The sequence below is a fragment of the Nonlabens tegetincola genome, assembly GCF_002117085.1.
GTDB lineage: Bacteria > Bacteroidota > Bacteroidia > Flavobacteriales > Flavobacteriaceae > Nonlabens > Nonlabens tegetincola.
On the sequence record NZ_CP019342.1, the window covers coordinates 2,106,933 to 2,120,715 of the forward strand.

General features: G+C 35.8%; 11 protein-coding genes. 9 read left to right on the top strand and 2 right to left on the bottom strand.

Annotation, left to right across the window (positions count from 1 at the left end):
• Positions 1–4: 4 nt before the first annotated feature.
• Positions 5–2,914: a S8 family serine peptidase gene (locus tag BST91_RS09835; protein WP_085775282.1), complete on the bottom strand. Its 2,910-nt coding sequence runs from the start codon at positions 2,912–2,914 to the stop codon at positions 5–7.
• A gap of 140 nt (positions 2,915–3,054) precedes the next feature.
• Between BST91_RS09835 and purH the strand changes: the two genes are divergently transcribed.
• The 9 genes from purH (at position 3,055) to BST91_RS09880 (ending at position 13,127) form a co-directional block, all read left to right on the top strand.
• Complete coding sequence (purH, locus tag BST91_RS09840; RefSeq protein ID WP_085775283.1) at positions 3,055–4,602, top strand: bifunctional phosphoribosylaminoimidazolecarboxamide formyltransferase/IMP cyclohydrolase; 1,548 nt, start codon at positions 3,055–3,057, stop codon at positions 4,600–4,602.
• 54 nt (positions 4,603–4,656) lie between these two features.
• Positions 4,657–5,685 carry a rod shape-determining protein gene (locus BST91_RS09845; protein WP_042279614.1) on the top strand — a complete coding sequence of 343 codons (1,029 nt, stop codon included), beginning with the start codon at positions 4,657–4,659 and terminating at the stop codon, positions 5,683–5,685.
• Positions 5,686–5,699: 14 nt separating this feature from the next.
• Positions 5,700–6,524 carry a rod shape-determining protein MreC gene (gene mreC, locus BST91_RS09850; RefSeq protein ID WP_085775284.1) on the top strand — a complete coding sequence of 275 codons (825 nt, stop codon included), beginning with the start codon at positions 5,700–5,702 and terminating at the stop codon, positions 6,522–6,524.
• Positions 6,525–7,022: 498 nt separating this feature from the next.
• Complete coding sequence (mrdA, locus tag BST91_RS09860; protein WP_060523779.1) at positions 7,023–8,951, top strand: penicillin-binding protein 2; 1,929 nt, start codon at positions 7,023–7,025, stop codon at positions 8,949–8,951.
• The gene (rodA, locus tag BST91_RS09865; protein WP_085775285.1) at positions 8,951–10,228 is read left to right on the top strand and encodes a rod shape-determining protein RodA; all 1,278 of its coding nucleotides are present in this window, start codon (positions 8,951–8,953) and stop codon (positions 10,226–10,228) included. The genes mrdA and rodA overlap by 1 nt, the downstream gene beginning before the upstream one ends.
• Positions 10,229–10,283: 55 nt before the next feature.
• Positions 10,284–10,826: a UbiA family prenyltransferase gene (locus tag BST91_RS13550; protein ID WP_394335638.1), complete on the top strand. Its 543-nt coding sequence runs from the start codon at positions 10,284–10,286 to the stop codon at positions 10,824–10,826.
• 38 nt (positions 10,827–10,864) lie between these two features.
• Positions 10,865–11,224: a UbiA prenyltransferase family protein gene (locus BST91_RS13555; RefSeq protein ID WP_394335639.1), complete on the top strand. Its 360-nt coding sequence runs from the start codon at positions 10,865–10,867 to the stop codon at positions 11,222–11,224.
• Positions 11,224–12,174, top strand: a complete 951-nt coding sequence (locus BST91_RS09875) for a carbon-nitrogen hydrolase family protein (RefSeq protein ID WP_085775286.1) — start codon at positions 11,224–11,226, stop codon at positions 12,172–12,174. Before BST91_RS13555 ends, BST91_RS09875 begins: the two co-directional genes overlap by 1 nt.
• A 59-nt stretch (positions 12,175–12,233) precedes the next feature.
• Positions 12,234–13,127: a pseudouridine synthase gene (locus tag BST91_RS09880; RefSeq protein WP_085775287.1), complete on the top strand. Its 894-nt coding sequence runs from the start codon at positions 12,234–12,236 to the stop codon at positions 13,125–13,127.
• Here BST91_RS09880 and BST91_RS09885 read toward each other — a convergent pair.
• Positions 13,105–13,779 carry a peptidoglycan-binding domain-containing protein gene (locus BST91_RS09885; RefSeq protein WP_085775288.1) on the bottom strand — a complete coding sequence of 225 codons (675 nt, stop codon included), beginning with the start codon at positions 13,777–13,779 and terminating at the stop codon, positions 13,105–13,107. The genes BST91_RS09880 and BST91_RS09885 overlap by 23 nt on opposite strands.
• Between the last annotated feature and the right edge of the window lie 4 nt (positions 13,780–13,783).

A 13,783-nucleotide genomic window follows, 5' to 3' on the forward strand; every position in this document is an offset into this window, starting at 1 on the left:
AATACTATTTAATAATGAGTTTATGTGTTTTAAAGAAACCATTTTTTGAGATAGATAACAGGTAAAACCCAGGTGACAAGTCAGCTACATCAATAGCAATATCTTTGTTATTGAGGATTCTAGGCGATTTTTTAATTACTTTTCCATGAATATCATAAATATTGATATTTGCTTCCTCTAGATTGAAATCTTCTGATCGCAAGTAAACGATAGTTTGAGCTGGATTTGGATATAGTTCAAAATCAACTATACTGGTGTCAGTATTTGATAGTGGAACCGCCGTACAAAAAGTTAGCTTCCAACTGTTCAACACTCCTAAGTCTTGAGGTCCTAAATCTTGAACTTTCAGAGTCCAATTACCATTAATATTTAATCCAGTAACAGAAGACAAAGGTTCAACAGGACGTACTAGACCACGATAGGCAGGTGAAGTTAGGTTACAAATCAAATCTGAACCACCGTCATCAAACGTAACGTCAATATTTTCTGAATCACATGAGTCTGTTGTATTTAATTGAATTTCGTTGCCAGCAGGTGTAATTAGAGTAAAAACCAAATCGCCTGCGTATTCGTGATTTGAATTAATTGATACTGTAAGCTTATCAATAATCGGATTGGCAGGATCATTAATATTGATAGAGTTTTCTATACCTACGTTATCATTATCAGGAATGCTTATTGGTGTTGTTATAGAATCATCATAATCCGTGCAATCAAATGTTGTAAATTGAAAAACTGTCCAAGTACCTTCGCCACATTGATTTATAGGCTTAACGCGTACGTAATAACTATTTGATGGCACAAGCTGATTCGAAATTTCTACGTACGAGTTATTTAAAGACGTTGATTGAATAAATGGTCGAGAAAAACTATTACTTGGGGAAATCTCAACGTCATATGATTGTGCATTTATATTTTCATCCCAGATTATTCTAACTGGTATAGGTGTAGACTGTGGATTTCCAGAAACAGTCAATCCTGTTATCGGATTAAAATTAGAACTCAGAACTCTAAGTGTAATTTCTGTTTCAACTGTTTGAAAACCATCATCAGCAATGATGTCCAAATTGTAAAATCCAGTCACAACATTATTTAAATTTGTAATTGTAAGCGTACCTGAACCCGAAGAACTGAAGGAATTGGATGAAAAAACCGCATTAGCTCCTTGTGGTAGATTATTAACTGAAAGATTCACATTTCCACTAAAATTTTGATCGGTTAAGAATTCTAAATTTATAACAGGTGAATCATTATTACATACTTCAATTAAACGATTTTGAGCCCTTACGGCAAAATCATTTTGTTCTCCTGTTACTATTAACGTGTATTGCTGCGGATTAACAAGTGTACCTTTGTGAGTAATACTAATGGTATATGTCCCTGAAGGATTATCAACGTCAATTCTTTCGAAATTGTCTACTAAATTATCACCAACACCATTAGAATTTACTCCTGTTAATTTCCATGGGAAAAAATTATTACCAGATTGAGAGATCCGAATATCTAAATCATTCATTAATGCAGGTGTATTATCATTAATCCCACCGGAATTTATAGTGCCCGCAGGATCAGTCCACGATAAAGACGCTTTCAAAGTAGATAGACTATTCGACTTAACTGTAAAGGTGTGAGTTTCTCCATTATTGATAGTTCTTTCTACAATTCTAGAGGACAACTTATCATTTAAAATAGTATTTGCAGCATCCATGGTGTTCATATAACCCCAACCAGTCACAGCGTCTGGACCAGGTAATCCTATATCTTCAGCTGTATGAAGCACTAATCCTTTAGCTGTTGCAGAACGCATAAAGACACCATTCAACTCTGAATACAATTGTTGAAGAAGCAAAATCGATCCAGCAACATTCGGTGCAGACATGGAAGTTCCAGAGATACTATTATAATCATTATCACTTCCATCAAAAGATGAATATAAACCAGTACCATTTCCCGTTATATCAGGTTTAACTCTTAAATCATCTGTAGGCCCTTCACTACTACCAGAATTAATAACTCCACTTATGAATGAACCATCATTGCCAATATTTGCATCTTGTGCATTTGCCACAATCAAAGGGTTTTTGGAAGTTGAATTTCCGGATAACTTATCAAATTGAGGATTATTAAATAATGGTGTTGAATTAGAAGAGTCATCATTACCGTCATTACCTGCTGAAATCACAGGCAGATAATAAGGAGCATTAAAACATATCTCGTCTATTATTTGTGAATTTTGGATATATTTTCCAAATATTTCATCATCCAAAGAAGCTGCTCTAAAACCATAACTATGATTTGAAATCAAAGCACCATTTGCTGCAGCTCCTATCATCTCGCTGTAATCAGAACTCCAGTCGTAGGAAATAACTTCTGCTTGAGGAGCCATTCCTTTTGCTAAAGGGTCAACTCCTCTCGCTACCGTAGTTCCAGATACATGAGTCGCGTGAAAACTATTACCATTTAATTGTGTTGCATTATCACCAATACTAGCTCTACTTGGACCAAATTCTCGGTGTGATATTCTTACTGGCCCGCCATCCCACACGTGCATAGTCATACCTTGACCTTCTATATCTAAATTTAAAAGACCTCCATTGTGTAGCGTATTAGTTCTTGTACTCCTAGCTGCATCAACGTTATGCACAGTGTAATAAAGTAAGCTCCCATTATCACTAACACCCATTAATTCATCAAAAGAACCGTCTTCATTGGTGATTATCACAGGCATGTTTAATTGACGTGCAATAGCAAATGCTTTATCTCTATTTTCAACTTGATACGAATCCACTTCATTTTTTAATGAATGTAACTTACTAACGTTAGTATTTGAAATAATGAATTCTAATTGCGAATCATTCTGAGCGGTAGCGCTAATTGCAAAAAATGTGATTAATAATAATTTATATAATTTCATTATACCTGAGCTTTAATAACCTTGCGAATATAATTAATACTATTTTATGTTGTAATCACACCAATTTCTCAAATATTTTTATCGTATTAGATTTAAACTTATTATACTTTTGCAACTTGTTTAAATAACCCCAACACAACATGAGTAATATCACTGCAAAAAGCGCATTAATTTCCGTATTCAGCAAGGAAGGACTAGAACCTATTGTTCAAAAAATGAATGAATTAGGCATCACTATTTATTCAACCGGTGGTACTGAAAAATTTATTACAGACCTAGGAATTCCTGTAGTTCCTGTTGAAGATGTTACCTCATACCCATCTATTTTAGGCGGTCGTGTAAAAACTTTACACCCTAAAGTTTTTGGAGGGATTTTAAATCGCCGTGACAATGAAAACGACGTTGCTCAAATTAAAGAATTTGACATACCACAAATTGACATTGTAGTGGTAGATTTATATCCTTTTGAAAAAACGGTAGCAAGTGGCGCAAGTGAACAAGATATTATAGAAAAAATTGATATAGGCGGAATTTCTTTAATTAGAGCAGGTGCCAAAAATTATAAAGACACTTTATGCGTAGGAACCGTTCAGGATTATACAGCTCTGTTAGAGGTATTAGAAGAAGGTAATGGGGTTACTACCTTAGAACAACGCAAGCGTTTTGCAACGAATTGCTTCAATGTCTCTTCACACTACGACAGTGCTATTTACAATTATTTTTCTGGCCACTCTATAGATAAAGCTCTTAAGATAAGTGAACCTACTGTCATGCCTTTGAGATATGGAGAAAACCCGCATCAAAGAGGTTGGTTCTATGGCAACTTTAACGAGATGTTTACTAAACACCACGGTAAAGAGCTATCCTACAACAACTTACTAGACGTTGATGCCGCTGTGAATCTTATGAGTGAATTTGAGCATGATGCTCCTACATTTGCAATTTTTAAGCACAACAATGCTTGTGGAGTTGCACAACGCGACACTATCCATCAAGCTTATGTTGATGCACTTGCTGGTGATCCTGTGAGCGCATTTGGTGGTATTTTAATCGCAAATGCGAATATTGACAAAGCAACAGCCGAAGAAATACACCAGCTTTTTTGTGAGGTAGTTATAGCTCCTTCTTTTGATGAGGACGCTATGGAGATACTTAAAGGCAAGAAAAATAGAATATTACTAGAGCTTGTAGATGGTGCGCTTTCGCGAAAGCGTGATCACAACACACTTGAGGTACGAGCTTCTTTAAACGGTTATCTAGTACAGGATCCAAATATTAAGACAGATCAAAAAGCAGATCTAAAAACTGCAACTACAATAAGCCCAAGCGAAGAGCAAATTGAAGATTTATTATTTGCTTCAAAGATTTGTAAACACACAAAATCAAACACAATTGTTCTTGCAAAAGGAAAGCAGTTATGTGCAAGTGGTACTGGTCAAACATCACGAGTAGACGCTCTTAATCAAGCTATTCACAAAGCCGGTAGCTTTAATTTTGATCTTGAAGGTGCTGTTATGGCTAGTGATGCATTTTTCCCATTTCCTGATTGTGTAGAAATCGCAGGTAATGCTGGAATTAAAGCTGTTATACAGCCAGGTGGATCCATAAAAGACCAACTTTCAATCGATTATTGCAATGAAAATAATATTGCAATGGTATTTACAGGTACTAGACACTTTAAACACTAATTATTTGATTAGATTTGTAGGTGACGCTTATTAACTTATTCCTCTGAGGTTTATATGGGATTTTTTGACTTTCTCTCTGAAGATATTGCCATTGATTTAGGTACGGCAAATACTTTAATTGTACACAATGGTAAAGTTGTTGTGGACAGTCCATCTATTGTTGCTAGAAATAGAACTACGGGTAAAATAATTGCCGTAGGTAAGGAAGCAGCCATGATGCAAGGTAAAACTCATGAAAATATCAAAACCATTAGGCCGCTTAAAGATGGTGTAATTGCAGACTTTGATGCCTCTGAAAAGATGATTTCGATGTTTATCAAAGAAATTCCTGCACTTAAGAAACGACTTTTTACCCCATCGTTACGAATGGTGATTTGTATTCCATCTGGGATAACCGAAGTTGAGATGCGTGCGGTTAAAGACAGTGCCGAGCGTGTAAATGGTAAGGAAGTTTACCTTATTCACGAACCAATGGCAGCAGCTATAGGTATAGGTGTTGATATCATGCAACCTAAAGGAAACATGATCGTTGATATAGGTGGAGGAACAACTGAAATTGCGGTTATTGCTCTAGGAGGAATTGTTTGTGATCGATCGGTAAAAATCGCAGGTGATGTTTTCACCAACGATATCGTTTACTACATGCGCACACAGCATAATCTTTATGTAGGTGAACGCACTGCAGAAAAGATAAAAATTCAAATAGGTGCAGCTACCGAGGATTTAGAAGTTCCACCAGAGGAAATGAGTGTACAAGGTCGTGACTTAATTAAGGGTAGACCAAAAGAAGTTAAGATCTCTTATCGTGAAATTGCCAAAGCGCTTGATAAGTCAATCCTACGTGTTGAAGATGCTGTGATGGAAACTTTATCTCAAACTCCTCCAGAACTAGCAGCCGATATCTATAATACTGGTATTTATCTTGCTGGTGGTGGATCGATGCTTAGAGGACTGGATAAACGCCTATCTCAAAAAACCGATCTTCCTGTATACATTGCAGAAGATCCTCTAAGAGCAGTGGTACGCGGTACAGGACTTACATTAAAAAATCTAGATAAATATAAAACCGTTCTAGCAGGATAGACATATTATAACCTATGCAGCAAATTATTAACTTTCTGATCAAGTACAGAAATTTATTGCTGTTCCTGTTTTTACTTGTTATATCAATCAGTTTAACTGTACAGTCACACGACTATACTAGGTATCAATTTATTCATTCTAGCGGCAACTTTACTGGCGGAGCTTTAAGTTCAAAACAGTCTGTTGCAGACTATTTTAATCTGAAACAAGTAAATCAAGAACTTGCAAATGAAAATGCAAAACTTAGAATGTTACTTGAAGGCCTGAAAGCAGATACTTTAAGAATCGATACAACTACAGTTATTGCACAATCTACTTATAAAGTAATACCTGCAAAAGTTATTAAAAATAGTTTTCTCAAAAAGGATAATTATTTAACTCTAGACATAGGTGAGAAAAATGGAATTGAACCAGATATGGGTGTCATTACAGACAAAGGTATCATCGGTATAATTGATAGGTCCAATTCCAATTATTCTAGAGTAATATCTGTTTTGAGCTCTGATCTTTCAATTAATGCACAAATCAAGGGAAGTAATGTTATTGGGTCTTTAAAATGGGATGGACAGGATCCCTATTACCTAAGCTTAGAAGATGTTCCCAGACTTGCACAAGTTAAAAAAGGCGATACCATTATCACAGGTAAGCAATCCACTTTATTCCCACCTAATATAGAAATAGGCACTATTAAAAAAGCTGAGCTTATCGATAATGGAGCCAAGTATAAAATCGATGTACAACTTTTTAATGACCTAACTGATTTAGGTTATGTATATGTGGTTAAAAACAAAATTTTACCTCAATTAAAGGAAATTGACACACTCGGACTAAATGACTAAAAAAAGTATATATACCGCTTTTTCAATACTGCTTATATTGTTCTTACAAGTTTTTGTATTGGATCATGTGTACTTCTTAGGGTTTATTAATCCTATTATCTATGTCATCATCCTGTTACTATACCCTGTAGAACATAATAGAGCACTTTATTTAATTGCTGCTTTTCTTCTGGGATTATTAATAGACACTTTTCAAGATACCGGTGGTGCACACGCCACATCCTGCCTGGTTTTAGCTTTTTTGAGGCCGTTTCTTTTACGTATTATATATGGAGAAAGTTATAAAATGAAAAATTTAAAAATAATTCAATCTAATTTTGATCGATTATTACTACTACTGATTCTTGGAATACTGATACATCATTTTATATTTTTCAATCTTATATATTTTAACATGAGTCATATACTCATGGCCGTTAAAGATACGTTTGCTATAGGTGGCTTAAGCCTACTTATATCCTTGCTAGTAATATATTTAGTAAAACCTAAGGTTGTAAGATGAAAAAACTACTTCTTTTATTTCTAGTAACCGTAATTGGAATAGTGTTTATCGCTAGGCTTTTTTATTTACAAATCTCTACTGACAGTTATAAGCAAAAAGCAGTTGAAAATGCTCAAAAGGTAATTTATGATTACCCAGAGCGTGGTTTTATTTATGATCGCGATGGAGAATTAATGGTAGGTAATCAAGTAGCTTATGATATCATGGTAACACCTAGAGAAGTCAAAGAGTTTGACACTTTAGCCCTATGTAAATTACTTAAGATTGACACCACTAGACTTCTCAACCAATTAAACAAGGCCAAAAGCTGGTCTACTCGTAAGCCCAGTGTTATCATACCACAACTTACTCAAGAGGAATATGCTCCAGTTCAAGAACAACTAAGAAAGTATAAGGGATTTTTCGTAAGACGTAGATCGTTAAGAAAATACCTTGTAGATCATAGCGCAAGTGTTTTAGGTTATATAAGAGAGGTAAACACTTCAAAGATTAAAAAAGACCCATATTATGACCTAGGAGACCTTGCAGGTAAAAGTGGGATCGAACTTCAATATGAGGATACATTGCGAGGAATTAAAGGTAAAAAAATATACCGCCGTGATGTCTACGGTCGAGAGTTAGAATCGTATGAAAATGGGAAATATGATATAGAAACAGTAGCAGGTAGTGATCTTACTGTAACTCTAGACAATGATCTTCAAGCTTATGGTGAACTTTTAATGAAGAATAAGCGAGGTGGAATTGTCGCTATACAACCAAAGACAGGTGAAATTCTTAGCTTAATAACTGCCCCTAATTACGACCCAAGTATTCTGATGGGTAGAGATAGATCAAAAAATATAAATGCGATCTTACGAGACACCATAAGACTTCCTGATTTTAATCGTGCTCTACAGGCACAATATGCACCTGGATCACCTTTCAAAGTCTTAAACGCACTTGTAGGTCTAGAAGAAGGAGTAATTAGACCTAACGAAAAGTTAAGGTGTAATCACGGGTATGATTACGGTGGCCGTAAACCTTTAGGTTGCCATTATCATCGCAGTCCACTGGGCATGGAGTTAGGAATAGCAGAAAGTTGTAACTCCTATTTTGCTCAAGTATATAGAAGAATCATAGAAAAAGAAAGTTCTCCAACTGCCGGAATGAATAATTGGAACAAGCATATTTCTAGTTTTGGTTTGGGAGATTATTTAGGTTATGACCTACCAGTAGGTCGCGCCGGTAGAATTCCAGACGGCGAGTTCTATAACAACAACTATAAGTTTAAGTGGTATGCTCCTACCACAATATCAAATGCAATTGGACAAGGAGAAGTTGAAGCTACTCCTATTCAGCTTGCAAATATGACAGCTGCAATTGCTAATAGAGGATACTTTTACACACCACATATCATTAAAAAAATTAATGGAAACCCTATCACAGAGGAAAACTACACAACTAAAAGATATACCACTATAAGTCCCGAACATTTTGAACCCGTAATTGAAGGAATGAGCGAGGTGTATAAAAGTGGAACTGCAAAATACTCACAAATTCCAGGTATAGAAATTTGTGGAAAAACTGGAACGGTTGAGAACAAAATGCGTATTGATGGTAAAACGAAACAACTTACAGATCATTCTGTTTTTATTGCATTTGCTCCAAAAGACGACCCACAAATAGCGATTGCAGTTTTTGTAGAGAATGGATATTGGGGTTCAAGATATGCTGCTAAAATTGCCAGTTTGATGATTGAGAAACACATCAAAGGCGAAATTACCAGGACAGATTTAGAACAATATTTACTTACTCATAGTCTGGAATATGAGTATGCAAAACCCTACAGTGGTGAAGAATTTCTTATTAATGAAGCGGTAGATAGAGGTTTAATTACAGAGGAGAATAAACACATATATGCTCCAGACAATGGCTTACTTAAATAATGAGAATAGGAGACAAACCTAAATACGATTTTTACACTATTTTCATTTTTCTAGGTTTAATTACTATAGGATGGCTAGCGATTTACTCTAGTGTTAATGTTGAAACATATTCCAGTATCTGGGATATGAATGTTGAGTACGGTAAACAATTCATTTGGATTGCCCTAGCCCTACTTCTTATCGTTATTATTTTAGCTATAGAGCCTAAATTTTATGAACGCTTTGCAGGTGTTATTTATGTCGTATCCATGCTTTCCTTGTTAGGTCTTTTCGTATTTGGAAAAGAAATAAGCGGCGCCAGATCCTGGTATTCCTTTGGAAGTGTTGGTTTACAACCTAGTGAATTTGCAAAATTTGCTACGGCACTAGCAGTAGCCAAGTATTTAAGCCAGCTCAATGTAACTCTAAAAAACAAAAAGCATTTATTAATTGTAGGAGGAATTATCCTATTGCCACCACTGCTCATAATCCCGCAACCTGATCCTGGAAGTGCATTAGTATATTCCGCGTTTTTCTTTACTTTATATCGTGAGGGATTGTCTTTATGGTTTCTCACATTGGGCTTACTAGCGGTAGGACTTTTTGTAGGTGCACTTGCAATAGGACCTATAGTAATTTCGATAAGTGTACTAGTTGTTGTTGTAGTTATGTACTTGCTTTCGCGAAAGCGTAAACATAAAAAACGACTCGCTCCACCACGTAAATGGTTGTATATAATTACTGCATTTCTAGCAATTGGTTATACGTTTTCCACACAGTTTGTATTTGAAAACGTACTAAGCGATAGACATCGTAATCGTATTGATATTATTCTAGGACGTGTGGAAGACAATAAAGGAATAGGTTATAACTTAAACCAAAGTCTTATTACCATAGGACATGGTGGATGGACAGGAACCGGTTTACTTAAAGGATCGCAAACACAAGGTGGTTACGTCCCAGAGCAGCATACAGATTTTGTATTTACCGCTATAGCCGAGGAATTAGGGTTTGTAGGTGCAAGTGCCGTAGTGTTATTATTCATGGCTCTTATTTACAGATTAGTCATCATGGCCGAAAGACAGCGTAATCAATTTGCACGAGTTTACGGTTATGGTGTCGCTGGTATTTTTACTATTCATTTTTTTGTAAATATAGGCATGGTGCTAGGGCTATTACCTACTGTAGGAATACCACTACCCTTTGTAAGCTATGGAGGAAGTGGTCTATGGGGCTTTACCGTATTACTCTTTGTATTTGTAAAACTAGATGCACACAGGATGAGCTACGACCATTAACTCTAATTGAATAAGTATTAACACAGTTGTGATAATTTGTCTGTAAATTCGAACTGTGAATCTGGAACAATCATATCAATCTAGGAACAAACAAAGTTTGCGTACGTTATTGGTTAAATCGTTAAGCCTTTTCAGTACGGTGAGGTTGTACAACGTGGGGCTAATAGCGGTGGCACAATTACTGGCTAGTGTTTTTATCATCGCTCCAGAATTGCCAGTAAAAAGTCTTTTGCTAGACTATAAATTGTGGCTCCTTATTTTAGCTAGTGCTAGTGCCATTGCCAGTGGCTACATTATAAATAACTTTTACGACCGTGAAAAGGATTTAATCAATAGACCTCAAAAAACCTTATTAGAAAATCAGGTAAGTCGATCAACGTTATGGTCTGTGTATTTTACCCTTAATGCCATTGCCTTTTTGTTAGGCTCGATCGTCTCGTGGCGTGCTGGAACATTTTTTGCATTCTACATTTTTGCCATGTGGTTGTACTCACATAAACTCAAAAGAATTTTATTTCTAGGTAATTTGATGGCGGCATTGCTATCCATAAGTCCTTTTTTGTTCTATTCATGTATTATCGTAATTTCTTACCAGTGATTCTTATTCATGGGTCCTTTTTGTTTTTGATTTTGGGAATGCGTGAACTTATTAAGGACCTAGAAAATTTACGTGGTGATCTAGCTCAAAACTATCACACTATTCCTGTTGTTTTAGGAATTAAAGCGAGTAAAACCTTTTATACCTTTCTTACATTCATAGCAATTATCCCAGCATCCATTCTTATAACCACCTACAATGTAGGTGACATGAAGTATTATTTTGCGATGGTTGCTGGAGCTCTACTGGTATGTTTACCCTTATTATGGTCTTCAAAAAGAAAACGGGAATATTTATTAATCCATTTTATTCTCAAAGTTATAATTGGCGTAGGCGTATTTTCCATATTATTAATTGACCTACCAGCCATAATAAATAGATTAAAGGACTTCATATAATGAATAATTCTAAAATAAAAGTAGGACTAGCGCAAATAAGCCCTGTATGGCTTGATAAAAAAGCTACGTTAAAAAAAATATTGAATACGCTGGAGCAAGCAAAAAATCAGCAAGTAGAACTAGTAGCTTTTGGAGAAGGCTTATTACCAGGATATCCATTTTGGCTAGCACTTACCGATGGGGCTGCTTGGAATAAAAAGATTGTCAAAGAACTGCATAGACACTACAGTTTAAACGCAATTTGTATAGAAAAAGGAGAGCTAGATGAGGTATGCGCTTTCGCGAAAGCGAATAAAATGGCAATTTATTTAGGAATAATTGAAAGACCGGAAGATCGTGGCGGCCATAGTTTATATGCAAGCTTTGTTTACATCAATCAAGAAGGTTTAATACAAAGCGTGCACCGTAAATTGCAACCTACCTATGACGAGAGGTTGACATGGGCACCAGGTGATGGTAATGGATTAGTAACTCACCCATTGAAAGATTTTACCGTAAGTGGTTTAAACTGTTGGGAAAACTGGATGCCACTTCCTAGAGCTGCGATGTACGCGCAAGGCACTAATTTGCACGTAGCTTGCTGGCCTGGTAGTGACCACAATACTAAAGACATTACCAGATTCATCGCAAGAGAAGGACGCACCTTTGTTTTAAGTGTTGCGAGTACAATGTTTAAATCTGATTTTCCAGAAAACACTCCTCATCTAGATGAAATTCTAACAAATGCTCCTGAAGTACTAACCAACGGTGGTAGTTGTATCGCAGGACCAGATGGGGAATGGATTATTGAACCACAAGTTGGGAATGAAGAGTTAATAACGGCTACTCTAGACCTTCACCGTGTTTATGAAGAACGTCAAAATTTTGATGCAGTTGGACATTACTCTAGACCAGACGTCACTCAATTACATGTGAACAGAGATAGGCAGTCGACCATAAAATTTAAATAAATTCATCTCTCTCAAGCACAGGTCTTTCAAAATATTATCTTTGCAAAAAAATAGCATAGATGAATAAGGGAAAAGGAGGACGTAAGGGACCAGCTAATAGTAATTCTAAAAGCAAATCTACACGCAACACTCGCGGTGGTAAAAATCAAATTATAGGCACATCTAGAACAGGAAAACCTGTTACTAAGAAACAATACATAAAACGCAAGAAAAACGAAAGTTCTTCAACTAGCGACGATACAAAAGGTATTCGTTTAAACAAATACATAGCCAATTCTGGAATTTGTAGTCGTAGAGAAGCCGATGTGTTTATTGCAGCTGGTAGTGTTTTTGTTAATGACAAACCTGTTACAGAAATGGGTTATCGAGTGCAGCCAGACGATCAAGTGAAATTTGATGGCCAATCTATCACTCCTAGAAGGAATGAGTATTACCTACTAAATAAACCAAAAGGATTTATTACGGCTAACAAAGGAGACAAGGCTTCTAAAACAGTTGATGATTTAATGCGCAATGCAAGTGGATACCACCTACATCATGTAGGTAAACTTAATAGAACTGGATTAGGACTAATGATATTTACTACAGATATTAAAATGGCCAATAAACTTAATAATCCTAACCTAAAACTAAAGAGATTATATCAAGTCACGTTAGAACGCAGTTTGAAACATGCTGACCTTCTAAAAATTCGTGAAGGACTTATTATCGATGGACAAGAAATTCATGTTAATGATATCAATTACATTGAAAACGGTCGCAGTAATGAAATTGGTATAGAACTTTCCATAAATAAGGAAAGTATCGTAAAAGAGATCTTTGAGAGTTTAGATTACTCAGTATCCTCTATGGATGTTGTTATGATTCACGGTTTAACCAAAAAAGACCTACCTAGAGGCCACTATAGAAAGCTTACTCAACAAGAAGTGATTAATTTACAGATGTTGTCGTAACCTCAACAAGTTTTTCGAGAGTCAGCGCATCGAGCTGTCCGTCAGGAAATAAGCTATGTGCTGACTCGAATTTACTTACAGCTTGTGTAGTCATAGTGCTATAAACACCGTCAACTACAATACTATCTTTCAGTGCCTTGTTGAGAAGTTTTTGAACCTCATAGACAAGTACTCCTCGACTACCAGTTTTCAATTCATTTTTGGGAAAAGCAACTAGCATATCCTTATATAACGGCAATACTTTTGATGGTTGAGGTTGCTGTGTAATTCCTAGTTCCTTCTGTTGGATTTGATCGTTGGTCCATCCCTCAGATTTTAAATGAGCACTATTTTCAAGTTTATTTTCCAGATATTTTACTAAAGCTCGTTTTGATGCATATTTTTTAATCGCGCGTTGCGTTTCTATATCGTCATCTGATGGGTTAATTACATCCACATCATTCACACTCCATTCATATTGAACATAAGAGTTTAAATCTTCAATAGCTTCATAATAGGAAAATAAAACGCTATCATCATGATAAGTAATATCAATCTTTTCACTTGCCTCATAATTTGCATTATCAGGATGCAATCGGCGCCAATCTTTATAGAAATCATAGGCTAGAAAACCGACTACTATAATCAAAAGAACAATAATGATTTTTTTCATTTGA